This is a genomic window from Embleya sp. NPDC050154, assembly GCF_044460165.1.
Taxonomy (GTDB): Bacteria; Actinomycetota; Actinomycetes; order Streptomycetales; family Streptomycetaceae; genus Embleya.
Window position 1 is genome coordinate 41,265 of record NZ_JBITJP010000014.1, and the last position, 23,368, is coordinate 64,632.

At 71.0% G+C, this 23,368-nt stretch carries 21 protein-coding genes and 1 tRNA gene; 8 read left to right on the forward strand and 14 right to left on the reverse strand.

The window, feature by feature from the left end; all coding sequences use genetic code 11:
* Nucleotides 1-104: 104 nt before the first annotated feature.
* The 5 genes from ACIBSV_RS27455 to ACIBSV_RS27475 are packed head-to-tail and all read right to left on the reverse strand — an operon-like array spanning nucleotide 105 to nucleotide 5,020.
* Nucleotides 105-1,286, reverse strand: a complete 1,182-nt coding sequence (locus tag ACIBSV_RS27455) for a lipid-transfer protein (RefSeq protein WP_395867526.1) — start codon at nucleotides 1,284-1,286, stop codon at nucleotides 105-107.
* Nucleotides 1,283-1,732, reverse strand: coding sequence for a MaoC family dehydratase (locus ACIBSV_RS27460; protein ID WP_395867528.1), 450 nt, complete (start codon nucleotides 1,730-1,732; stop codon nucleotides 1,283-1,285). The genes ACIBSV_RS27455 and ACIBSV_RS27460 overlap by 4 nt, the downstream gene beginning before the upstream one ends.
* Nucleotides 1,729-2,856 carry an acyl-CoA dehydrogenase family protein gene (locus ACIBSV_RS27465; protein ID WP_395867530.1) on the reverse strand — a complete coding sequence of 376 codons (1,128 nt, stop codon included), beginning with the start codon at nucleotides 2,854-2,856 and terminating at the stop codon, nucleotides 1,729-1,731. The genes ACIBSV_RS27460 and ACIBSV_RS27465 overlap by 4 nt, the downstream gene beginning before the upstream one ends.
* Entirely contained in the window at nucleotides 2,856-3,830 is a 975-nt protein-coding gene (locus tag ACIBSV_RS27470; protein WP_395867532.1) for a bifunctional MaoC family dehydratase N-terminal/OB-fold nucleic acid binding domain-containing protein, read from the reverse strand. The genes ACIBSV_RS27465 and ACIBSV_RS27470 overlap by 1 nt, the downstream gene beginning before the upstream one ends.
* A gap of 8 nt (nucleotides 3,831-3,838) precedes the next feature.
* Complete coding sequence (locus ACIBSV_RS27475) at nucleotides 3,839-5,020, reverse strand: acyl-CoA dehydrogenase family protein (protein WP_395867534.1); 1,182 nt, start codon at nucleotides 5,018-5,020, stop codon at nucleotides 3,839-3,841.
* A gap of 294 nt (nucleotides 5,021-5,314) precedes the next feature.
* Here ACIBSV_RS27475 and ACIBSV_RS27480 point away from each other — a divergent pair, with 294 nt between their 5' ends.
* Nucleotides 5,315-5,722 (forward strand): peptidase inhibitor family I36 protein, encoded by a 408-nt coding sequence (locus ACIBSV_RS27480; RefSeq protein WP_395867536.1) that lies wholly within the window; start codon nucleotides 5,315-5,317, stop codon nucleotides 5,720-5,722.
* Between the two features lie 192 nt (nucleotides 5,723-5,914).
* Entirely contained in the window at nucleotides 5,915-6,520 is a 606-nt protein-coding gene (locus ACIBSV_RS27485; protein ID WP_395867538.1) for a DUF4291 domain-containing protein, read from the forward strand.
* Nucleotides 6,521-6,566: 46 nt separating this feature from the next.
* Here ACIBSV_RS27485 and ACIBSV_RS27490 read toward each other — a convergent pair whose 3' ends face one another.
* A complete protein-coding gene (locus ACIBSV_RS27490) occupies nucleotides 6,567-6,722 on the reverse strand; it encodes a hypothetical protein (RefSeq protein ID WP_395867540.1) in 156 nt (51 codons plus the stop codon).
* A gap of 291 nt (nucleotides 6,723-7,013) precedes the next feature.
* On the opposite strand from ACIBSV_RS27490, the gene ACIBSV_RS27495 reads away from it, so the two are divergent.
* Together ACIBSV_RS27495 and ACIBSV_RS27500 are read left to right on the forward strand one after the other, a co-directional pair.
* Nucleotides 7,014-7,559, forward strand: a complete 546-nt coding sequence (locus ACIBSV_RS27495) for a nuclear transport factor 2 family protein (RefSeq protein ID WP_395867542.1) — start codon at nucleotides 7,014-7,016, stop codon at nucleotides 7,557-7,559.
* A 601-nt stretch (nucleotides 7,560-8,160) separates the two neighbouring features.
* Nucleotides 8,161-9,159 (forward strand): GlxA family transcriptional regulator, encoded by a 999-nt coding sequence (locus ACIBSV_RS27500; protein ID WP_395867544.1) that lies wholly within the window; start codon nucleotides 8,161-8,163, stop codon nucleotides 9,157-9,159.
* Nucleotides 9,160-9,297: 138 nt separating this feature from the next.
* Here ACIBSV_RS27500 and ACIBSV_RS27505 read toward each other — a convergent pair whose 3' ends face one another.
* The gene (locus tag ACIBSV_RS27505) at nucleotides 9,298-10,188 is read right to left on the reverse strand and encodes an MmgE/PrpD family protein (protein WP_395867546.1); all 891 of its coding nucleotides are present in this window, start codon (nucleotides 10,186-10,188) and stop codon (nucleotides 9,298-9,300) included.
* A 143-nt stretch (nucleotides 10,189-10,331) separates the two neighbouring features.
* Nucleotides 10,332-11,732, reverse strand: coding sequence for a VWA domain-containing protein (locus ACIBSV_RS27510; RefSeq protein WP_395867548.1), 1,401 nt, complete (start codon nucleotides 11,730-11,732; stop codon nucleotides 10,332-10,334).
* A 137-nt stretch (nucleotides 11,733-11,869) separates the two neighbouring features.
* On the opposite strand from ACIBSV_RS27510, the gene ACIBSV_RS27515 reads away from it, so the two are divergent.
* Nucleotides 11,870-12,046: a hypothetical protein gene (locus ACIBSV_RS27515; RefSeq protein ID WP_395867549.1), complete on the forward strand. Its 177-nt coding sequence runs from the start codon at nucleotides 11,870-11,872 to the stop codon at nucleotides 12,044-12,046.
* A gap of 305 nt (nucleotides 12,047-12,351) precedes the next feature.
* Here ACIBSV_RS27515 and ACIBSV_RS27520 read toward each other — a convergent pair whose 3' ends face one another.
* The 6 genes from ACIBSV_RS27520 to ACIBSV_RS27545 all read right to left on the reverse strand — a co-directional run bounded on the left by ACIBSV_RS27520 (nucleotide 12,352) and on the right by ACIBSV_RS27545 (nucleotide 20,158).
* Nucleotides 12,352-13,053: a transglycosylase family protein gene (locus ACIBSV_RS27520; protein WP_395867551.1), complete on the reverse strand. Its 702-nt coding sequence runs from the start codon at nucleotides 13,051-13,053 to the stop codon at nucleotides 12,352-12,354.
* Nucleotides 13,054-14,136: 1,083 nt separating this feature from the next.
* The gene (locus ACIBSV_RS27525; protein ID WP_395867553.1) at nucleotides 14,137-14,793 is read right to left on the reverse strand and encodes a response regulator; all 657 of its coding nucleotides are present in this window, start codon (nucleotides 14,791-14,793) and stop codon (nucleotides 14,137-14,139) included.
* A gap of 5 nt (nucleotides 14,794-14,798) precedes the next feature.
* Nucleotides 14,799-15,983, reverse strand: a complete 1,185-nt coding sequence (locus ACIBSV_RS27530; RefSeq protein ID WP_395867556.1) for a sensor histidine kinase — start codon at nucleotides 15,981-15,983, stop codon at nucleotides 14,799-14,801.
* Nucleotides 15,984-15,988: 5 nt separating this feature from the next.
* Nucleotides 15,989-18,208, reverse strand: coding sequence for an MMPL family transporter (locus ACIBSV_RS27535; protein WP_395867558.1), 2,220 nt, complete (start codon nucleotides 18,206-18,208; stop codon nucleotides 15,989-15,991).
* A gap of 204 nt (nucleotides 18,209-18,412) precedes the next feature.
* Nucleotides 18,413-18,501 (reverse strand) — tRNA-Ser (locus ACIBSV_RS27540).
* A gap of 103 nt (nucleotides 18,502-18,604) precedes the next feature.
* Nucleotides 18,605-20,158 carry a trypsin-like peptidase domain-containing protein gene (locus ACIBSV_RS27545; RefSeq protein WP_395867560.1) on the reverse strand — a complete coding sequence of 518 codons (1,554 nt, stop codon included), beginning with the start codon at nucleotides 20,156-20,158 and terminating at the stop codon, nucleotides 18,605-18,607.
* Nucleotides 20,159-20,597: 439 nt separating this feature from the next.
* Here ACIBSV_RS27545 and ACIBSV_RS27550 point away from each other — a divergent pair, with 439 nt between their 5' ends.
* The 3 genes from ACIBSV_RS27550 (at nucleotide 20,598) to ACIBSV_RS27560 (ending at nucleotide 23,334) form a co-directional block, all read left to right on the forward strand.
* Nucleotides 20,598-21,425: a glycerophosphodiester phosphodiesterase gene (locus ACIBSV_RS27550; protein ID WP_395867562.1), complete on the forward strand. Its 828-nt coding sequence runs from the start codon at nucleotides 20,598-20,600 to the stop codon at nucleotides 21,423-21,425.
* Nucleotides 21,426-21,627: 202 nt separating this feature from the next.
* Nucleotides 21,628-22,101 carry an ATP-binding protein gene (locus tag ACIBSV_RS27555; protein WP_395867958.1) on the forward strand — a complete coding sequence of 158 codons (474 nt, stop codon included), beginning with the start codon at nucleotides 21,628-21,630 and terminating at the stop codon, nucleotides 22,099-22,101.
* Between the two features lie 261 nt (nucleotides 22,102-22,362).
* Complete coding sequence (locus ACIBSV_RS27560; protein ID WP_395867564.1) at nucleotides 22,363-23,334, forward strand: DUF5926 family protein; 972 nt, start codon at nucleotides 22,363-22,365, stop codon at nucleotides 23,332-23,334.
* Nucleotides 23,335-23,368: the final 34 nt, after the last annotated feature.

Sequence of the window (23,368 nt, forward strand, 5' to 3'; positions counted from 1 at the left end):
CGGCAAGGCGGCACCCGGGCGGCACGGGCGCGCGGCACGGGCGGCGCCCGATCCGGTGGCATCCGGCCGCTTCGGTCGCGCCCACCGCCCCCGCCCGCCCCCGCCTACTCGACGCCCAGCACCAGCCCCGAAGTCGGCACCCCGGTACCCGCCGTCACCAGCACGTTGTGCACGTTCTCGACCTGGTTGACCGAGCTGCCGCGGATCTGCCGGACACCCTCGGCGATGCCGTTCATCCCGTGCAGGTACGCCTCGCCCAGTTGGCCGCCGTGCGTGTTCGTGGGCAGCTTGCCGCCCAGTTCCAGCCCGCCGTTCGCGACGAACGCCGGCGCCTCGCCGCGCCCGCAGAAGCCGAACTCCTCCAACTGCATCAGCACGAACGGGGTGAAGTGGTCGTAGAGCACCGCCGTCTGGATGTCGTCGGGGGTCAGCCCCGAGGTCTGCCACAACTGCTTGGCGACCACGCCCATCTCGGCGAGACCGGTCATCTCGTCCCGGTAGAAGCTGGTCATCTGGTCCTGGAGGCGACCCGCGCCCTGTGCGGCCGCGTTGATGATCGCGGGCTTCTGCCGCAGGTCCTTGGCACGCTCGGCACTGACGACCACGATCGCCTGCGCGCCGTCGGTCTCCTGGCAGCAGTCGAGCAACCGCATCGGCTCGACGATCCAGCGCGAGTTCTGGTGGTCCTCGAGCGTGATCGGCTTGCCGTGGAAGTACGCCTTCGGGTTGTTCGCGGCGTGCTTGCGGTCGGCGACCGCGACGTGGCCGAACGCTTCGGTGGTCGCGCCGTACACGTGCAGGTATCGCTGCGCGAACATGGCCACCCACGAGGCCGGGGTGAGCAGGCCGTGCGGCATGTTCCACCCCAGGCCCACGCCCTCGACGGTGGGGTCGCGCTGGAGTACGCCGGAGCCGAACCGGCGACCGGAGCGCTCGTTGAACGCGCGGTAGCAGACCACCACGTCCGCGACCCCGCTCGAGACCGCCATCGCGGCTTGCGCGACGGTGGCGCAGGCCGCGCCGCCGCCGTAGTGGATCCGGCTGAAGAAGGTCAGGTCGCCGATCCCGGCCGCCGCGGCGACCGCGATCTCGGGGTTGGTGTCCATGGTGAAGCTGACCAGGCCGTCCACCTCGGACGGCGCGATCCCGGCGTCGTCGAGCGCGGCGCCGACCGCCTCGACGGCCAGGCGCAGCTCGCTGCGACCGGACTCCTTGGAGAACTCGGTCGCGCCGATCCCGGCGATGGCGGTCTTGCCGCGCAGATTGTCGGCGTGCTTGAGGCTCACGCTTCGGCTCCTTCCGGCAGCTTCACCGTGACCGTGCCGGTGACGTGGTTGCCGAGCTTGTTGGCGCCGACGACGGCGATCTCCACGAGCGAGGTGCCGTCCTCGGCGGTGGTCTTGGCGGTCACCGTGCCGGTCAGGGTCATGGTGTCGCCGGGGTAGTTGGGCGCGCCGAGCCGGATCGCGACCTTGCGCAGTTCGGTCTCGGGGCCCGCCCAGTCGGTGATGTAGCGCCCGACCAGGCCGTTGCTGGTCAGGATGTTCATGAAGATGTCCGGCGAGCCCTTGTCCGCCGCGAGTTGCGGATCGTGGTGCACGTCCTGGAAGTCGCGGGTGGCCAGCGCGGTCGACACGATCAGCGTGCGGGTCAGCGGAATGGCCAGCGGCGGCAGTTCGTCGCCGACGGACACCTGCGCGTGGGTTCGGCTCACGAGGTCCTCGGTGGTCATCGGCTGCCTCCCTGGGCGGGCACGTGGGCGAGCAGCTTGCCGAGCGCGGCGAGCTGTTGGATGCCGCTGCCCAGGGTCACGTCGATCTGACGGCCCCAGAGGAAGTGGCGGTGGATGGGGTGGTCGACGTCGGAGCCGGTGCCGCCGTGCAGGTGCTGGCACGCGTGCACCACGCGCTTGCCCGCCTCGGAGGCGAACCAGCGTGCGACCAGTGCCTGTTCGGTGGCCGCCTCGCCCCGGTCCATCCGCCACGCGGCCTCCAGCGTGGTGACCCGGATGGCCTCGGTGTCCATGTACGCCTCGGCGGCGCGCAACATCACGCCCTGCTTGGTGGACAGCGGCTTGCCGAACTGCTCGCGGGCGTTCACGTGTTCGACCGTGCGGGCCAGGCCGCGCTCGCACACGCCCAGTTGCTGGGCCGCCAGCGCGACGCGCGCGCGGTCGACGATCCACGCGGCGACCTCGGGGCCGTCCTCGACGGTGCCGACCGGCCGGGCGGGCGCGTCGGTCAGTCTCAGGTTGCCCGACGCCCACGGCGCGGTGGTCGGCGCGGCCTCGATCTCGACCCCGGCGGCGTCCGCGTCCACGGTGAACACCGCGAGCGCGCCGTCGAGCGACGCGGTGACCAGGATCCGGTGGGCGACGGTGAGCCAGGCCACCGCGCGCTTGTCGCCGTCCAGGCGATAGCCGGCTCCGTCCCGTCGCGCGGTCACCTTGGGTACGGCGGGCAGTCCCGCGCCAACCTCGGCGAGCGCGCCGGCCACGATCCGCGAGCCGTCCAGGAGCCCGGGCAGGTCGCGTTCGATCAGCTCGTCCGAGCCGAACCGCAGCAGCGGGAGCAGCCCGTACACGACCGTGTCGAGCAGCGGGATCTGCGCGGTGAACCGGCCCTGTTGCTCCAACAGCAGGGCCAGGCCGACCAGGCCCAGGTCGCCGCCGCCGTGCCGTTCCTCGACGAGCGCGCCGACCAGACCGGCCTCGGCGATCTTGCCCCACAACTCGGTGTCCAGGTCCGCGCCGGAGTGCGTGAGCTTCTTCAGCCGCTCGTCCGTGGACTGGTCGGCGAGGATGCGTTCGGCCAGCGAGGACAGCTCGCGCTGGTCCTCGGTGAGGTTGAAGTCCATCAGTTCTCCCCAACCGCTCGGAACGCGGGCACGGTCAGCTCGGCGTCGTGGGTGACGAATTCCAGCTCGACCGGCATCCCGATGCGGACCTCGTCGTGCGGGACGCCGAGCACGTTGCCCAGCATCCGGACGCCTTCCTCGAGTTCGATCAGGCCGACCGCGTACGGCATGTCGAACGCCGGGAACTTCGGGTAGTGCATCGTGACGTGCGAGTACACGACGCCCTTGCCGGTGGACTCGACGGTCTGCCATTCGAGCGACGCGCAGTTGTTGCAGCCGGGCGCGAACGGGAAGCGCGGGGTGGCGCAGGCGGCGCACTTCTGGAACAACAGCTTCCCGGCGTCCACACCGTCCCAGTACGCCTGGTTGTCCTTGTTGACCACCTTGCGCGGGCGCAGCGGCCGCTCGGCGGGCGGCGCGGCCTTGGCCTTCTTCTTGTGCGGGGTGTAGCGCAGGATCCGGAAGCGGTGCGTGCCGACCAGTTCGCGGCCGGCCTCGCCGTCGACGTAGACGTTGGTCAGTGTGGTGATGAAGTGGCCGGTGCCCAGGCCGGTGGTCTTCTCGTCGGAGACGGTCTCGATCAGCTGGTCGTACTGCACCACCTCGCCCAGGCGCAGCGGGCGCAGGTACTCCTGCTCGCAGTTGGTGGCCACCACCGAGCCGAAGCCGTTGTCGGTGAAGTGTTTGTACAGCTCGCCGGTCGCCGAGTTCGCCGGGGCGCCGCCCTCCAGGCCGCGCATGATCCACACCTGGAGCATGGTCGCGGGCGCGACCACCTCGCCGAAGTGGGTGCGGGCGGCGGCCTCGGGGTCGGTGTACACCGGGTTCGTGTCGCCCATGGCCTCGGCCCAGTGCCGAATCATCGGCCCGTTGACCGGGTCGAGCGCGAGCACGCCGGAGACGTCGTGCACACCCTCGTACTTCTTGACGACCGCGAGGAAGGCGGCCTTGTCCTGGCTGTTGGGGTCGGTCATGTCGTCCTTCACCGCTTCACTCGGGTCATGCCAAGGCGAACCATGGCGACGATCTCGCGCTGGACCTCGCTGACGCCGCCGCCGAAGGTGTTGATCTGCGCGCGGCGGTTCATCGCCTCCAGGAGGCCGTCGCTGAACGCGCCGGGCGACTTGGGTCGCAGGGTCGCGTCCGGGCCGACGATCTCCATCAGGTTGCGATACACCTCGATGGCACCCTCGGTGCCGAAGAACTTCACGCCCGACGCGTCACCCGCGTTGAGCGTGTTGTTGCCGACGTCGTGCACGAGCCGCCAGCTGAACATCCGAACGGCGGACAGGCGGGCGTAGGTCTCGGCGAACTTGAGCTGGACCCACGGCTGGTCGACCACCTTGACGCCCGGCTCGATCTCGGTCTCGCGGGCCCATTCCAGCACCTCGGCGAAGAAGTCCTCGGCCTGCATGCCCAGCGCCGCGAGCGCGACCCGCTCGTGGTTGAGCTGGTTGGTGAGCAGCTTCCAGCCCGAGTTCTCCTCGAACACCAGGTTGTCGTAGGGCACCCGGATGTTGTCGTAGTACGTGGCCGTCGTGGTCATCCCGCCGACGGTGACGATCGGGGTCCAGGAGAAGCCCGGGTCGCTGGTGGGCACCAGGATCATCGTGATGCCCTTGTGCTTGGGGGCGTCCACGTCGGTGCGGCAGGCGAGCCAGATCCAGTCGGCGCCCTGGGCGGTCGAGGTGAAGATCTTCTGCCCGTTGATCACCCACTCGTCGCCCTCGCGCACCGCACGGGTGCGCAGCGACGCCAGGTCGGTGCCGGCCGAGGGCTCGCTGTAGCCGATCGCGAAGATGATCTCGCCGGCGAGGATCCTCGGCAGGTAGTAGCTCTTCTGCGCCTCGGTGCCGAACTTCATCAGGGTCGGGCCGACGGTGTTCAGGGTGACCATGGAGACCGGCGCGCCGGCGCGGTACGCCTCGTCGAAGAAGATGAACTGCATCTCCGGGCCCTTGCCCTGGCCGCCGTACTCGGCCGGCCAACCGATGCCGAGCCAGCCGTCGGCGCCCAGTTGCCGGCGCACCCGTCGGGTGGTGGGGCCGCCTCCCTCGCCCTCGCGGTCGAGTTCCGCGCGGACGTCGGGGGTGATCAGGCGGGTGAAATAGTCCCGCAGTTCTGCCCGCAGAGCGTCCTGCGCTGGGGTCGGGGCGAGATGCACGTCGCTGCTCCTTCACGTGCGTGGATCGCGTGGTCGCGACGCGGGTCGACGCCCGCCGGGCACGGAAGGGTCGCGGTCGGGTCTGCCCCGCGCTGCACATCGATACGGACCGGGAACGCGTGTCGCCCGGCAACATCGAATCTCTCCGACTCGCGATCGCTTGTCAATATCAAGCATTTTTTGGAGGCGGGATCACACCTCCGTCGACCCCGACCGGGGCGGCCGTGTCCTCCGGGCCATCGGACCGTTTGGCCTGGTGTCAGGAGTTCACGACATCTCGGCCGAGGAGCGTCGATGAGGAAGAAGTTCTCCGTACTGCTCGTGGCGGTGGCCGCCGCGACCGCCACCGCCGCACCGGTCTCCGCGGCGCACGCCGCCGACGGATACGACCGGTGCCCCGACGGCTACTACTGCATGTTCTCGGGCCTCGACGGGACCGGCGACATGATCACACTGAGGACGAGCACCCCGGATCTCGCGGCGCTCGGCATGAACGACCGGGCCAAGTCGGATTGGAACCGGACCCCCTCGACCATCTACCTCTGGTCCGACGCGAACTTCACCGGCTGCACGGCCGTGACCTCCGCCGGCCCGACCGGCAAGGGCAACTTCTTCCCCACCTACCGGGACTTCTTCGGTTCGGTGCAGTTCGACGGACCCGGCGGCCCGAGTTGCGGCACACCGCCCGGCGAGGACGGCTGAGCCCCGCCCGAGCAGGCTCCACCCGAGCGGGGGCGGGTGGGGCCGGACTTGGCCGCTTCGCGGCGACGGCCGGTGGGCTGGTGGGCTGGTGGGCTGGTGGGCTGGTGGGCTGGTGGGCTGGTGGGCTGGTGGGCTGGTGGGCTGGTGGGAAAACGATTGGTCGCGGGTCGGGTGGGCGAACAGACTGCGGACATGGAAATACCGAACCGACAGATCCGCGCCGCGTACACCGACGACACCGTCACGGTGTACCAGGCGTACAAGCCGCAGATCGCCGACGCGGCCATCCGGGGGCAGCGGTTTCCGGACACCTGGAGTCGGGAGCGGATGACCTGGGTCAAGCCCAGTTTCACCTGGATGATGTACCGCAGCGGATGGGCGACCAAGCCCAAGCAGGAGCGGGTGCTGGCCCTGGAGATCAGCCGCGAGGGCTTCGAGGCCGCGCTCGCCGGGGCGTGCCTGAGCCACTACGACCACACCACCTATCCGGACCGGGACACGTGGGGTCGGCGGCTGCACGCGACCACGGTGCGAATCCAATGGGACCCCGAACGCGACCTGACCCTGCGGCCGTTGGCGCATCGTTCGTTGCAGCTCGGCCTGGCCGGGTGGGCGACGCGCGCCTACGCCGACGAGTGGACGCGCCGGATCACCGACGTGACCGCGCTCGCGCACCGGGTGCACGATCTGGTCCGCGCCGGTGACCTGGCCGCGGCCGCCGCGGCCGTGCCGGCCGAGCCGGTGTACCCGCTTCCGGACGCACTCGTCCCGGTGATCGGCGCCACCGCGCTCGACTGAGCCGCGCGCGACCGAGCGAGCCGCGCCCGACCGGGCGGTACCCGGCTCACTGCACGGTCGGCCCGCCGTCGATGCCGGCGATCCGTCCGGTCATGAAGCTGCCCGCGGCGGGGGTGATCTCGCCGACCGGTTGCGCCGGTTCGTTCGCGGCGTTGTCGAGCACGATGTCGATGCCGCCGAAGTGCGCGACGGTCGTGTCCACCAGCGCGCCAATCGATCGAGATCGCCGCAATGGGTGGCCACCGCGATCGCCCGGCCGCTCAGGTCGAACATCGCTTTGGCGTCCCGCACTTCGCCCGCGTCGCTCATCTGTCGCCACCTCGTCGTCCGGAACACGCACGCCGCACCGGGCGGAACCACCGGTGTGCCACTCGGGCGGATTCAGGTGTGCCACGCATGCGATTTGCATTGCACAGTCAATTACTTGTATTGCACAGTGAACTACTTCGATGCAAGGTGTCGGGAGACACAACGACCGGCGGAGGGTGGACACATGACCGGGCTCATCGACGCGCGACGCACGTGGGAACTCGCCGAGAAACGCCTGGCGGCGGAGAACGATCCGCGCCGGCAGGCGATCCTGACCACCCTGATTGCGCACATGCGCGCCGAGCACGAAGGCGACCTGGACGCCCTGATGGCCACCGTCTCGCCGCGGGCCGTCTACCACCAGTGGGGCGCTTCCCCGGTGGATCGCGCCCCCAAGAGTCACGCCGAGGTCCGCGAGTTCTATCGTGCCGTGGTCGACAACGACTGCGGCCGACTCGCGCACCACATCGACCGCCTGACGGTGGATCAGGACACCGTGGTGACCGAGGGCATCCTGCGGATCGCCTATCCGGGACGGATCCTGGCCGGAATGGGCCGGTCCGTGCCGGACGTCGACGCGTTCTACCTGTACGAAACGCAAATGGCGATCGTGTGGGGCTTCGACGCCGACGCGCTCGTGCTGTGCGAGGACAGCTACTCCACGGGTGACGGCTTCGCCGACATGCGCCGGCTGGAACCGGACGAGGTGCCGGCGCGCAAGGGCGTCTGACGGCGTGTCACCGGGGCGCGCCGGGGCCGGCCCGGCCCACCATGGGACACGTCTTGTCCACAGGAAGCTCCGACATCCCCCAAAAGTTTCCACAGGCTGTGGACAACTTATGCACACCTGCGTCGACACCCACCTCCGCTTGCGCACTCGTCATACGAGCACCCGCCATACGAGCACCCGTCTCGTGCACACCTCCGCCCCGACCGTGGTCCCGGCTCGGGGTACGCCCGCCGGGCGTGGCAGAAATCCATCCATGGTTGGCATTTCTGCCACTCACCTCGACCCCACGACAGCGACAAGGATCGAAGGCGAGCCGGAAGCCGCCACACACCTCGGCCCCGAGGACCTTCCCGGGGTGTGCGGTACGCCGATCCGGCCGCTCGATCCCATCGGTCACGGGGCGGATGGGCGCGAGTCGCACCAAGGATGCGCCCGGAGCCTGCCGCGGGAACGGACAGGACCCGGACGTCGCGGGACGGATCGGGAACGAGGAGCCGCTCGTCGCCCGAGCGCTCGCGCGGACCACGGCCCGGCCGGCCGATCCACCGGATCACCGGCCGGTCCGTGGTGGCATCCACGCCGGGCGGGTTAGGTTGCCGCCATGCGGCGCGTGGGGATTCTGCTGTTCGACCCGGTACGGGTGTTCGAATACGCGGTCGCCTTCGAGGTCTGGGGAGTCAATCGCACCGACCGGGGCGTCCCGGCCTTCGAGCTTCGGGTGTGCGGCCCGCAACGCGCCGGGGTGAATCTGGGGGCCGGCGTCTTCTGCATTCCCGACTACGACCTGGACGGCCTCGACGAGTGCGATCTCGTGATCGTCCCGGGCAACGAACACCGGGTCGTGCCGAGGCGCGACACCTTCCCCGACGACGTGCTGCGGGCCCTGCGGTCCGCGCACGAACGGGGCGCCACGATCGCCTCGTTGTGCTCGGGTGCCTTCGTGCTCGCCGCCGCCGGCCTGCTGGACGGACGGCGCGCGACGGCACACTGGCTGGACACCGACGACCTGGCCGACCAATACCCGGCCGTCACCGTGGACGCCAACGTCCTGTTCGTCGGCGACGGTTCGATCTGGACCTCGGCCGGCTCGGCGGCCGGCATCGACCTGTGCCTGCACCTGGTCCGCGTCGACCACGGCGCGACCGCCGCCATGGAGATCGCCCGCACGATGGTGACCGCGCCCTTCCGCTCGGGCGGCCAGGCCCAGTTCGTCAACAACCCGGTACCGGCCTCGCCCGCCGCCCCGGACGACGGCCTCGGTCGACTGCGCGGCCGGGTCCTGGACGACCTGCGCCACCCCTGGACCGTCGCCGAGTTGTCCGCCCTGGCCGGCATGTCCGAACGCAGCTTCGCCCGCCACTTCGCACGCAGCACGGGCACCTCGCCGCTGCGCTGGTTGTCCACCCAGCGGGTGCTGGCCGCGCAGCGCCTCCTGGAGATCGGCGACCTCTCGATCACCGCCATCGCCCGGCACTGCGGCTTCGGCTCCCCCCTGGCCCTGCGCCAACACTTCACCCGGCACGTCGGTGTCGCCCCGAGGGACTACCGCGCCGCCTTCCGCGGCGCCCCGGGCCGCGGGACACCGGGCACGGGCGCATAGCCGAGCAGCGGGCCGATCCCGCGTGGTCGACGCACGAACCGGATCGGCTCCGCCCGCTTCGTTCGACCGCCGTCGCCCGACGGCCGACCATCGCCCCGACGCCGGGCGGCTCGACCCGGTGGGCGGGTTCCGGCCGGCTCAGGTGCCCGCGGCCACCCGCACCGTCAGGGCCAGGATCGAGTCGAGGGACGGGGCGAAGGCGAGCGCGCGGATCTCGGCGACCAGGGCTCGGGCGTCGCGGCGGCTGCCGCCGAGACGTTCGCAGGTCTCCAGGTCGAACTGGTAGTCCGTGGTCTTCGCCGCCGGATGCGGCTCGCCGACCCACTCGCCCCCCAGCCCGCCGAGCACCCGTTCCGGTCGCAGCCGCCAGGCCCGACACAACTCGTCGATCCCGCCGACGGGGCCGTTCGCGCCGGACGCGGCCAGTCGCGCGGCGATGATCGCGTTGCCGGCCGCGATCCCGGTGGTGAGCCCGGGGGTGCCGCCGGTGCCGTTCGGCGCACCCGCGAACTCCCCCGCGATGCCCACCGCGTCCCGGACTCGGCACCGGTCCAGCGTCATCAGCCGGGCCGCCGCGAGCGCCGCGCCGAGCACCCCGACCGAGCGCGAACCGTCCGGCGCGGCCAACCGGCAGGCCATCTCGTGCCCGGCGATCACCGCGAGCAACACCTCGTCGCCGCGCGCCTTGACCTCCTGGCCGACCGCCATGGCCACCGGCAGCACCACGGCCATCACCCCACCCGCGCCATCGGGTTCGGGCCGTGCCGCGCCGATCAGCATGCCGTTCGCGAGCGCGGCGGCGGGCGCCGCGAGCCGGCCCGCGGCGTGCCCGATGAGTTCCGCCTCCGGTGGGCCGCCGATCCCGACGGCGACGTGTACGGCGGGGTCCACCAGGCCCACGCGCGCCGCGCCGACCCCGGCCGCGATCGCGGTCAGGATCCGCCGACCGGCCGCCCGTCGTACCGGCACCGGGACATGACGCATCGTCAGTTCCGTGGCCCATTCGGCGAATTCACCCGACACCGGCATAAAAACCCTCCCCGTACCTCGTCTGCACGACGGCGTGGTGCCAAAGGACGGCGCAATGTCCCATTGTGACCGTCCCGGTGACGTCGCGTCAGCCCCCAATCACTCGGGCGCACGGGTGGTGGTCGGAGCGTGCGGGCGTCGGATCAGCGCACGATGCCGGCCGCCCGGGCGGCGGTCAGCCACTGCGGGAACTCGGTCAGGATCCGCTCGTACAGCTCGACGTCGGAGATCCGGTCGATGTCGTCCACCTGGAAGAAGCCGGCGTTGTCCACGAGCCGACCGGGCATGGTGTCGATCCGCTCCAGGATCCCGTAGTTCGAGCGGCCCAGTCCGACGAACTGCCAGAAGATCGGCAGCCCCGCCGCGTCGGTCAGCAGGCGCTGGATCTGCTTGCTGCGGTTGACCCCGCCGTCCGAGTAGAACAGCACCAGCACCGGCGCACCCGGCTCGCGGCGGTAGCGCGCGATGATGTCCTCGATCACCGCCGGTTCGTTGTTGCCGCCGAACACGCCGGACAGGTGGTCGGGCGAGCGCTGTGCCCCGTTCGGCAGCGGGGGCGACTGCGGCCGGTTGTTGCGGCCGTCGATGTACACGTTGTCGGCGATCCAGCGCGGCAGTTCCGGGATCCGGACCGGGTCCAGCGGCGCGAACTCGTCGGCGAAGATCCACGCGTCCAACTCGCCGTCGTCGTCGAGCCGGGCCGCGATCGGCGCCATGCGCTCGACCAGGCGCCCCACCGCGCCGTTTCCGTACAGCTCGCGCATCGACCCGGAGCGGTCCAGCACGATCGCCACCCGGGCCCGCACGTCACGCAGGCCCTTCTTCTCCAGGGTGATCCGCACCGCCTCCTTGCGCAGCGAGATGCGCGCGCCCACCTCCGGCGGCAGCCCGGCCAGTTGCGGGTCGTCCGCGGGCGCGGGCAGGCGCATGGTCGGTTCGTCGCTGTACGGCGGCGGCGCCCACCCGGGCGTCGCACCCACCGGCGCGGCCGGCAACGTCCCGGCGGGCAGCCCGTCGCCGACGCTCCCCTCGTCCTCCTCGCCGACGTCCACGCCGTAGTCGCTCGCGAGTCCGGCCAGCCCGGTGTCGTAACCCTGGCCGATCGCCCGCAACTTCCACGCGCCCTGGCGCCGGTACAACTCGCCCAGCACCAGCACCGTCTCGCCGCCGCCGGCCTGCACCGGGAAGGTCGCGACGGTGCCGCCCGCGCCGTCCAGCACGGCCAGCGCGAGCCCGCCCACCCCGGCGAACGTGCCCTCGTGCACGGAGGCGGCCACCACCACACGATCCACGTCGGCGGGCAGCGCGGGCACATCCACCGCGACCGCCTCGCCGCCCGCGGTCGGGCCGAGGTGGCGTACCGCGCCGGCGGCCCCGGCCGGCTGGTTGTAGAACACGAAGTCCTCGTCCGAGCGCACCTTGCCGTCCGATCCGAGCAGGAGCGCCGAGGCGTCCGCGATCGGCGCGTCCGCCGCGCGGCGGATCACCAGGGTCAACGGGCCCGCGGGAACCGGGACATTGGCCCCGGCGATCAGAGTCGTCATGGTCGTCAGTGTGGACCGGATCGAGGCCCTGCCGCAGGAATGTGGGCACCGGCCGGAAGGCGGACGTGATCGGCATCACGGGTGATGAGGCGTCACATCGTGAATGATCGCCCCCATCCGGTGGGAACCAAGCGGTTATGGGCAACAACGGTCATCATCCGGGCGGCAATCGCGCGGACCCCGGCGAGTGGAGCGAGGCCGAGCACGAGCGTGCCCGACTGCTGGTCGAGCGCGCGGCGTCGATCGCCCGCCGCCTGGAGTCGCTGTGCGCCGCCGAGGCGGCCTCGACGCAGCGCGGCCCGGGCCGCACCTGACGGTGCCTCCCGGGCCGGTCGAGGGGCCCGTGGGACCCCCGCGCGACGTCCCGTCCCCTCCACGGCACGTCGTGGTACTGCCGTCACCGAAGTGAGAAAACCTGACAGAACGGCCGAAGGCGACCGCATCTCCCGGTGTTCGCACAGGAGATACGGCCGCCCCCGACCGTCTTCGCACAGCTCGCCCCGCGCACCACGTGCGCACAGCGTGTTCTTCGCACCGCTCACTCGACCGCCGTGCACCGCGTCGCGGGCACCACACGGCGTACGCCGAACGTTCGGGACCGAGGCGGTCCCGGGAGGTTCTAGCGCAGGACCAACTGCTGGCCCGGGAGGATCAGGTCGGGGTTGCTGCCGACCACACCCTGGTTCTTCGCGTACAGCGCCTGCCAGCCGCCGCCCACGTTGTTCGCCGCGGCGATCGCGCTGAGGGTGTCACCGGTCTTGACGACGTAGGCGCCCTCGGTCGAGGTGGTCGGCGCGGTCTCGGCGACCGGAGCCGCGGCCGGCTTGCTCGCCGGAGCGGCCTTCTTCGGCGTCTCGCTCTGCGGCGCGACGACGACCTTCTTCGGGGTGCTCTTGGGGGTGGTGCTCTTCGGGGTCGACTCCTTCTTCGGGGTCGACTTCTTCGGGGTGGTGCTGCCGGCGTCCGGGCTGCCGCCACCGCGGGTCAGTCCGGCCTTGACCGAGCACACCGGCCAGGCACCCGGGCCCTGGGTCTTGAGCACGTTCTCGGCGACCCGGATCTGCTCGGCCTTCGAGGCGTTCTGCGGGCTGCCGGTACCGCCGTTGGCGCGCCACGTGCTCTGCGTGAACTGCAGGCCGCCGTAGTAGCCGTTGCCGGTGTTGATGGACCAGTTGCCGCCGCTCTCGCACTGGGCGACCTTGTCCCACGTGGAAGTGGTGGCAGCGCCGGCCGAGGTCGCGGTCGCGAGCCCGACGAGCGGGGTGGCGGCGACGACGCCGACAATGGTCGCGGTGCGCAGGCGGCGCTGGGTACGACCCATGCCGCGGTGCGTGTTGGTGCGACCGAAAGCGTTGCGGAGAGACATACATTCCTCTCGGAATTCCCCTGGGGCGGATGGACCGGCGCGATCCTTGCGGATCACCCCCGCCCGGAACCGAACGGTCACGTCCAAGACGTGATGTCCGATGCCGCAACCCCGCGGCCCTCCCAGACCGCGAGTTCCGCCATGCCGTGCCGGCGAGAACCCAGGAGGTGCGATTTGCACATCGCCAGGACCATAAACAGGTTATCCGGCGCTTATCAACCCGCTCGGGTATTTACGCAGGTCAGGATAGGTATTAGAAATGCCCGTCGGACCCCTTCGAGCCGCCTTCCGGGCCTGATCGGCGTTTACCGGCCGGCAAACCTGGGAACCTTTTGCCCCTTTTGACCCACGGTTCTATACGCTACGCGATCGGTCCGTGACACACTGTCGAAACATCACCGGATGCGATCGCATGATCACGCAGGCCGGCGCCCTGGGAGCGGCATTTCGGGTGAGTCTTAAATACCTTTATGTCCGGCTTACACGTGCAGCGTGAGCGTCATCACAATTCCGGCGTCGGTAGCCTGTGGACACACCGGGTATAACCGGCCGGCCACTGCCCCGGACGACCGCGCCGGCCTGCATGTATTCACGCTGCGAGAGCACTCCGCCACCGGCCGGAAAAGTATGCCGAATGCGATCCGCACCACATCCGGATCTGTGACCCGCGCCACTTTCACCCGCGCGTGGCGCTATTTTCGCCCCTTTCGAGGGACTCCACCGCGGAACGCGATCCTCCGGAAGCCGGAGCTTCGGGAAAGCGGGCCGATATCACGATGCGTGGCGGCGGGAAAGCGGATTCCGTGCGCCGAAAGTCGCGCCCGGCGTACCCCTATATATAGGAGTGCTCTTCCGGGGTCGAGCGCGCCCCGGTACGGACGAATGCGCACCCCGGCGCGGGCCGAGACCCACCCGGGGTCGCCGGGGGGTGCGAGGTGCACCCGGACACCCCCGGGGCGGGCCGAGGCGGGTGCGACCGGTTCGGGCCCACGTTTCGTGCGTCGACCGGTTCCACCCGCGCTTCGTGCGTCGACCGGTTCAACCGCGCGATTCGTGCTTCGACCGGGGCAACAACCCGCTTTCGATGGCGATGACCACCGCGTGCGTGCGGTCGCTGACGTCGAGCTTCGCGAAGACCCGCAACAGGTGTGTCTTCACGGTCGCCTCGGCGATCACGAGTCGCTTGCCGATGTCCGCGTTGGAGAGGCCGTCGGCCACCGCGTCGAGCACCTGCACCTCGCGCGAGGTCAGCACCACCGGGGCGGGCCGGCGCATCCGGGCCACCAGCCGCTCCGCGACCCTGGGGGCCAGTACGGTCTGGCCCCGAGCCGCCGAGCGGATGGCCTCGACGAGTTGTTCGCGAGTGGTGTCCTTGAGCAGGTAGCCGATCGCACCGGCCTCGACCGCGCGCTCGATCTCGGCGTCGGTGTCGTACGTGGTCAGGATCAACACCCGGGTCCGGACCGGAAGGCCGACGATCCGGGTGGTGGCGGCCACCCCGTCCAGCACCGGCATCCGCAGGTCGATCAGCGCCACGTCGGGTTCCAACCGCTCGACCAGTTCGACGGCGGCGAGGCCGTCACCCGCCTCGCCGACGATCTCGATGGTGGGCTCCGCGGCCAGCAGGGCGACCACCCCGGCCCGCATCACCGAGTGGTCGTCGACCACGATGACCCGCAGCGTGTCCTGTGTCATGTCCTTCACTCCTGACCGTCGGTGGGAATCATCGCCAGGATCCGGGTGCCGTCGCCGACGGAACTGGTGACGGTGAACTCGCCGCCGAGTTCGGCCAGTCGTTTGCGCATGCCGTCGAGCCCGAAACCGCGGGCGTCCCCGACCACGAACCCCCGCCCGTCGTCGGTGATCTCCAACTCGATGCCGTGCGGGTGCCGGGCGAGCACCACGCCGACCGCGGCGGCCTCCGCGTGCTTGCGTACGTTGGCCAGCGACTCCTGGGTGCAGCGCAGCAGCGCGATCCGGGTCGGCTGGTCGCACTCGACGTCGGGCAGGTCCGCGTCCACGGTGATCCCGGTGTCCTCGACGAAGCGGTCCAGTGTGCGGCGCAGGGCTCCGGCGACCGAGCCGGGGACGACGCCGCTCTGCGGGGCGGAGCCGACCAGTACCCGGGCCTCGGCGAGGTTCTCCCGAGCGGTGTGCTCGATGGAGAGCAGTTGCCTGCCGCTGGTCGCGGGATCGCTGGCGATGCCGGAACGGGCCGCCTCCGCCAGCACGATGATCGACGCGAAGCCCTGGGCGAGGGTGTCGTGGATCTCCCGGGCCAGCCGCTCCCGCTCCTCCGCGGCGCCCCGACGCTGGTTGGCCTCGGCCAACCGGAGCTGGGCGCTCTCCAGTTCGCTGCCCAGGACGCGGACCCGCTCACCGCTCTGCTCGACGAGGCGGTGCACCGACAACCCCAGCGGCACGCTCACCGTGTAGGCGATCAGGGTGGCGACGGTGTTGCCGGTGAGCAGGTCCGGACTCCAACCCTGCGGCGCCACCCCGCCGATCACGGTGGCGACCGCGGCGAGGCCGCCGTACGTGATCGCGGGCCTGGGGTCCCGAGTGAGGAACCAGAAGAGCGGGAGGGTCGCGACGTACACCGAGGCACCGCCGTCGCGCGGGTAGGCCATCGCGCCCAGCCCGATGATCAGCACCCACACGAAGGTGTGCGGTCGCAGCACCCGGTTGCCGGGGAACACCCGCGTGATCAGGTAGGCCAGGCCGAGCACGACCGGCAGCCCCACCGACCAGTACCGGGTCGCGCCGGCATCGTCCGTGCCGGCGACGGCCATCGGAGCCAGTCCCAGCAGCACCCAGAAGAGGATGTACCACCGGTGCAGGGTCCACATCCGGAACGGGTCGGTGAGCTGCGGCCGTTCGGACATACCGATCAGCCTACTTTTTCGGTCGTGCGAGCGTCGGCGGCGGGGGCTTGCTCCCGGGTCCGACGCGTCCCGATCGACGGCCACCAGGTCTTCTCCCCCAGCAGCAACATCGTCGCCGGCAGGATCATGATCCGGATCACGAACGCGTCCAGGAGCACGGCCACCGCAAGGCTGAAGCCGAACTGCTTCATCTCGATCAGATGCAGACCGATGAAGCTGGCGAACACGGTCACCATCACGAACGCCGCGCTGGTCACCACGCCGGCCGAGCTGCCGATCCCGTCGAGCACCGCCTGCCGGGTCGACACCCCACGCAGCGCGGCCTCCCGGATCCGGCTGATCACGAACACCTGGTAGTCCATCGACAGCCCGAACAGGATCACGAACAGGAACAGCGGTACGCGAGAGCCGATCGATCCGGTGGAATCGAAGTCGAGCAGCCCCTCCGCCCAGGTGCCCTGGAAGGTCAGCACGAGCAGCCCGAGCGCGGCGCCGGCCGAGAGCAGGTTCAACACCACGCCGACCAGGCCCAGGACCACCGACCGGAACGCGAACACGGTGATCACGAAGGTGACCAGGAGCAGCGTCACCACGATCAGCGGCAACTTGCCCTTTTGATGTTCGGGATAGTCCGCGTAGCGGGCGACGTCACCGGTCACCGCGACGTCGACGCCGGACAGCCTGCCCACGGTGGCCGGCACGTACTCGTCGCGTACCCGATCGAGCGAGTCCTGCGCGGTGGCGGCGCTGACGAAATGCGGCACTCGCAGTTCCAGCATGGTGATCCGGCGGTCGGGCGACGTGCGCAGCTCGGTGACCCGGGAGAGCGACGGGTCGGCCTGGGCCCGCTGTTCCAACTCGCGCAGCGCGCCGGCCACCTCGTCGGCGCGGCCGGCCTCGGCCCGAACCACGACCTGGTGCATCGACTTCAGTTCCGGGAACGCCTGGTTCTGCCGGTGCCAGGTCTCCATCGCCGGGAGGTCGCGGGAGTAGGTCTCCCGGCCGATGTCGGTCAGCTTGAGGTCCGCGAGCGGAGCGGTCATGGCCAGCATGGCCAGCACGGCGACGGCGAGCGTGGCGCCGGGGCGCCGGCTGGTGACCCGCAGCATGGCCGAGGTGATCCGGCCGGCTCCGGTGGTACGCGGCGGCTTGGCCGCCGCGACCTCGCCGCGTCGGTTCGCCCGCTCGGCCCGACGGGCCGCCCGGCGCTCGGCCCGGGCACCGAGCTTGACCAGCAGCGCGGGCAACACGGTCAGCGAACCGAGCACCGCGACCAGGCTGACCACGATCGCACCGGTGGCGATCGAGGAGAAGATCACGTCGTCCGCGAGGAACAGCGTCGCACTGGAGGCGGCGACCGCGAGCCCGGACACCACGACGGCGTGTCCTGAGGTGGCCGCGGCCAGCTCCACCAGGGCCCGCGAGTCGAGCCGGCCGTCGGACCGGGCCCGCTCCTCGCGTTCGCGCTTGAGGTAGAAGAGCGCGTAGTCGACGCCGACCGCCAACCCGATCAGCAGGATGACGTTGGTACCGACGCCGGCGTCCGGGAACACGTGCGACACGAGCATCGACAACCCGATGGACGCCGCGATCGAGGACAGCGCGAGCAGCAGCGGCACGGTGGCCATCGCCGCCGACCGGAACACGATCAGCAGGGTGATCAAGGTGATCGGCAGCGCGATCAGTTCGGTACGCGAGAGGTCCTCGCCGCGTTGGCCCTGGACGTCCTTGCTGATCGAGGGGCCGCCGGTCTCCGCGATCAGCAGCCCGGGATGGCCGGCCCGTACCTTCGCGGTCTGCGCCAGCAGCGGGTCGACGTGCTCCTTGCCCTCGAGTTCGGCGCCCTTCATGGTGACGTCGACCCGGACCGCCGTACCGTCCGCCGAGCGCACCGGCGCGGCCACGGACAACACTTCGGGCAGCGCCCGCATCCGGTCGACGACCTCGCGGGCCGCGGCGTCGGCGGCGCCCGGGTCCAACTGTTGCGCCCCGGGCTTCGCGGTGATCAACACCCGCTCCGTCGGCTTCTGTTGCAGGCCGCCCTCGGTGGCCAGCGCCTCGCCGCGCCCGGCCTCGCCGACCCGGAAGTCGTCGGCCGTGGCCGCGTTGGTCCCGACACCGATCCCGGCTCCGAGGCACAGCGCGACGAAGAGGAACCAGCCGGCTATCGCCCGCCAGGGATGTCCGGCGCTCCACCGCGCCATGCGAACAGGAAGTTTCGTCATGCCCGAAATCCTGGTCTCGGCGCCCATATCCCGGACAGGCTCGACCGATGGAACTCGTCGTCCACCGATCGGTGGACAAGGGCGACGGGGAGCAGCGATCACGACCGCTCCACGAACACCACGACACACAGGTGGGCGGCGGCACCCGATTCCCTCCGGGTACCGCCGCCCACCTGTGTTCTCGTGTGTCCGCGTTGCTTCCTGCGGAGGACGTGGGATTCGAACCCACGAGCAGAGTCACCCCTGCTAGCAGTTTTCAAGACTGCCGCCATCGGCCACTAGGCGAGTCCTCCAGCGTCGCGACCGGGATCGGGCGCGGGCGGGATCAGTCTCTCATGAGCGATGGTGTCGATCACTGGGGATTCGGGGCGGGGGTGTTCGGGCCCGGGGTGGCGGTCAGTTGTCACCGACGCGCTGGCCCAGGGTGACCTCGGTGGTGGCTTCCTTGCCGTCGCGCTGGTAGGTGACCTTCACCTTGTCGCCCGGGCGGTGGCTCCAGATCTCGCTGAAGAGGTCCTCGTAGGAGCCGATCGCCCGGTTGTTCAGCCTGGTGATCACGTCGCCGGCCTTCAGGCCCGCCTTCGCCGCCGGGCCGTTCGCGGTGACCGGGTCCTGGCCGTTGGTGTTCTGCGCCACGATCTGCGCGCCGGTCCCGGTGTAGCGCGAGTCGGGCAGGATGCCCATCTGCGCGTAGACCGGCTTGTTGCCCTGGATCAGGGTGTCCGCGACCCACCTGGCCTGGTTGATCGGGATCGCGAAGCCCAGGCCGATGCTGCCGGACTCCTGCTGCTGGCCGAACGGCGACTGGCCGCCGCCACCGGTCGAGCGGATCGCCGAGTTGATCCCGATCACCTCGCCGGCCGCGTTCAGGAGCGGACCGCCGGAGTTGCCGGGGTTGATCGCCGCGTCGGTCTGGATCGCGTTCATGTAGGAGACCTTTTGCTGGTCGCCGGAGGCGACCGGACGGTCCTTGGCGCTCACGATGCCCGTGGTCACCGTGTTGGAGAGGGTGAACGGTGCGCCGATCGCGATCACCGGGTCGCCGACCGCGACCTTGTCGTTGTCGCCGAGCGGCAGCGGCTGCACGCTGGCCGGCATGTCGTCGACCTTGATCACCGCGAGGTCGTAGCCCTCGGCGCGGCCGACGATCTTGGCCGGCTTGGTGGTGCCGTCGGAGAAGGTCACGCTCAATTCGCCACCGGCGGCGGCGAGCGAGACCACGTGGTTGTTGGTGAGGATGTGGCCCTGCTTGTCGTACACGAAGCCGGCGCCGGCGCCGGTCTCGGTGCCCTGACCGGACGCGCTGCCCTTGGTCTTGATCGTCACCGTGCTGGGAACGGCCTGCTTGGCGATCCCCGCCACGCTCGTGGGCGAGCGGTTCAGCGAGGCCGGGTCCACCGGGGAGGAGGACGGGCTGACGCCGGCCGTGGCCGGAGTGTCGTCGCGGTCCACGATCCACGCGCCCACCCCGCCGCCGACACCACCGGCGAGCAGCGCGGCCACCACGGCCGCGACCAGGATCCCGGACGGGCGACGCTTGGGCTTGGGCGGTGCGCCGAAGCCGGGGTAGCCCGGGTAACCGGGGTAGGCACCGGTGGTCCCGAACGGCGGAACGCCCGCGCCGGCCCCACCACCCGCACCGGCCGTGGACGCGCCGGCCGCGAACGCGGCGGGCACCTCGGCCGACGGCTCGCCCACCGGCGGCAGCGGAGCGGTCGGCGACACCGACGCGGCGTGCGACTGACCCACGGTGGGCGCCTCGACCGGCTTGGCCGGCACCTCGGCCCGAAACTCCGGCTCGGCCGCCGCTTCGGAACGGAACGCCGGCTCGGCCGGCCCGGACCCGATCACCGGCTCCGCCGGCAGTGGTGTGGCGGGAGACGATCCGTTGCCCTCCCCTGGCACCGGTGAACCGACTTCGCCGCCGGTCACGTCGCGGTCGTCGCTCACGGTCTTCCTCCCACACACTTCGGAATCGTTGATGTCCACAGACTCCCCGACGCCCTGTCTGAACACCGTAAGCGCCGGGCGTCCCGACCGCCCGCCCCCCTTATCCCGGGGTTATCCGCGCAGGTCGAACCCCCTGAACCGGGGTGCAAATCCCGGAAGAATCACCGAAGATCGACCCGATCCGGCGCCGTCGGGCCGGTGCGCGCCCCGGTTCGCACCCCGATCGGCGGCCCCATCGGCGCCGTATCGACCGCTTCCGGTGAGCGCTCCGGGAGCATCCGAGGGCCCACCCCACCGGCCTTCCGCCGGACCTGCCGACCATTTTGCCGGCGCCCCGCCGGCACCCCGGCGGCAATCCCGACAACGACCCGCCGCCGGACACCGACGCCGGACACCCGGCCGTCACCCTGTGCTCACCTCGGGATGGCACGATTGTCCCGTGTCCACCACCGGGGCGCGCCCACTGCGCGCCAACGTGCAGGTCGTCGCCCATCGAGGCGCGTCCGACACCGTCCCCGAGCACACGCTCGCGGCCTATCTCCAGGCCATCGAGGACGGCGCCGACGCACTCGAATGCGATGTCCGATTGACCGCCGACGGCCATCTGGTCTGCGTCCACGACCGCAAGGTCGACCGCACCTCCAACGGCAGCGGGATCGTCTCGACGCTGGAGCTCGCGGACCTGTCCGCGCTCGACTTCGGCTCCTGGAAGGAATCCGGCGTCGAACGCGAACGCCCGGAGGAGCCGGAGGCCCCCGACTGGGACCGCCGGTCGGTACTCACCCTGGAGCGCCTGCTCGAACTGGTCGTGGACGCGCCGCGCACCGTGCGCCTGGCGATCGAGACCAAACACCCCACCCGCTACGCGGGCCTGGTCGAGCGCCGCCTGGTCGACCTGCTGGAGCGGTTCGCGCTGACCCGCCCGACCGCCGAGGGCCCGTCACTGATCCGGGTGATGAGCTTCTCCCAACTGTCCCTGCGCCGGATGCGGCTGATGGCGCCGGAGTTGCCCACGGTGTTCCTGATGGAGCACGTCCCGCTGTTGTTCCGCGACGGTACGTTGCCCCGCGACGTGCGCATCGCCGGCCCCAGCATCGACATCGTGCGGGACCATCCGCGCTACGTCGCCCGCCTGCACCGGGCCGGCCACCGGGTGCACGTGTGGACCGTGGACGCTCCCGAGGACGTCGAGTTGTGCCTGCGGCTCGGCGTGGACGCCATCATCACGAATCGGCCACGACAGGTACTGGCCCAAGTGTCCGATTGAACCCCATAAGGGGGCGTACGCTGGTAGCCTTTCGAGCCGTTATATCCGTCTTGGCAGGATCGCATACCCCTATACGCCCCTGGGCGAGTCGGAGCGCGCGTCGCCCCGCCGTTTCCCGTCCGTCGGCATCGGGCATCTCAAGCCCGACGCGCGAGAGATGCGCTCGCGACAGGCGTGTGCACTAAGGAGGCCGGGGGTGGCAATGGTCGTGGCCCGTGGGGTGCCCGATTCCGCGGCGGTGTTGGTACCGCACGCTCCGATCGGTGTGTCCGCGGCTCGGCACCGCCTGGCCACCGACCTCGGCGAACGCGGCATCGCCGGGGACGTCGTGGACGACGCGGTGCTGATCCTGTCCGAATTGTTGAGCAACGCGCTACGGCACGCCCGCGCGCTGCCGTCCGGCAACGTCCGCGCGGCCTGGTGGGTGCGTCCCGACGGGCTGCTCGCCATGGAGGTCACCGATGGCGGCAGTTCGACCCGCCCCCGGCAGGCCAGCCCGTCGCTGAGCGCGCACGGCGGCCGAGGCCTGTCCATCATCGGCACTCTGGCGGCCGACTGGGGCGTGCGCGGCACCCCGGACGAGGTCACCGTGTGGGCACTGGTCCCGATCAAGTCGCGCACCGGCGACCGACTGTGGGACGAGTTCGACCTGGACGCGGTGGACCCACTCGACTGAATCCGGCCGCGCCGACCCCCGCGGCGTACGCACGGCGAGTTCACCCGTGCGGCCGAACCCGGGCCACCGAGCCCGCACCACCAAGCCCGCACCGCCGAGCCGGTACGCCGACCGACGCGGGCCGACCCGCGCACCCATCGCGTCAGCCACGCGTTCGCCCACCCGTTCGAGCGGCTACCCGTGCTCGCGGAACTCAGTACCCTCGGACCTGGTGAGTCGTCGACCACCATCCCCCCGACACCGAGGCGGAGAGACCGCAGCATGGGCAAGAAGGCCGCGCTGAAGGGCCACACCGGCAACAAGACCCAGACCGCAGCCGCCACGGGATCCGTCCCGGTCGTCGGCGGTCGCGAACCGTGCCCGTGCAACTCGGGCCGCCGGTACAAGGCATGTCACGGACGTGAGGCGTCCTCCGCCGCCGAGACGCTCGTGCTGCGTCCGTTCCAGGGGCTGCCGAACGAATGCGACTGGATCGCGCTGCGCGAGTTGGTCCCGGCCGCGACCGCGCGGCTGACCCTGACCGGCGAGCACGCCGACCAGGTCGTCACGCTCGCGACCGTGCTGCCGATGGCCTGGCCCGCGCTGCGGCGCGCCGACGGCGCGATCCTGGTCGGTCTGCAGACCCACACCAGCTCGGGTGACGTCAGCCGGGACCTCGCGCACGCCCTGGAGCGCGCGCTCGCGCAGGAGGACGGCACCTCGGTCACCCCCGGCCCGCTGCCCGAGTCCGGCGACCGGCTGCAGGACCTGCTCGACCTGTCCAAGCCGCTGGAGATCACCGTCCACCAGGGCTTCGACTTCTGGGTGGACGACCCGGCCGCGATGAACGCCGAGGTGAGCGCGTCGCTGGAGCGGGCGAACGCGGCGGCCATGCCGACCGTACGGCTGACCTCGGTGGACGCCGCCTACTGGTGCGGCACCACCGAGAAGAACCACCTGCGCTGGGTGATGCCGTACGCGGAGGAGGAGCTGCTCGACGCGATCGCGCGGCTGCACGCGGCCGGCGAGTCGAGCCTGGGCGAGGGCACCCGCTTCGTCGGTTCGTTCCGCGCGCACGGGCTGCTCGTCCCGGTGTGGGACCTGCCGACCGCGATGAGCGCCGAGGACGTGGAGAAGCCGGCCCGCGAATTCGGTGAGCGGCTCGCCGCCGCGATGGCGGACACCAGCCCGTTGACGCCGCGTCAGCGCAGCGCCCGCAACGGTCTGCTGAACCGCCAGATCACGCTGAACTAGTCGGACCCCGCGGGCACCCGGGTCGGCCGCACCC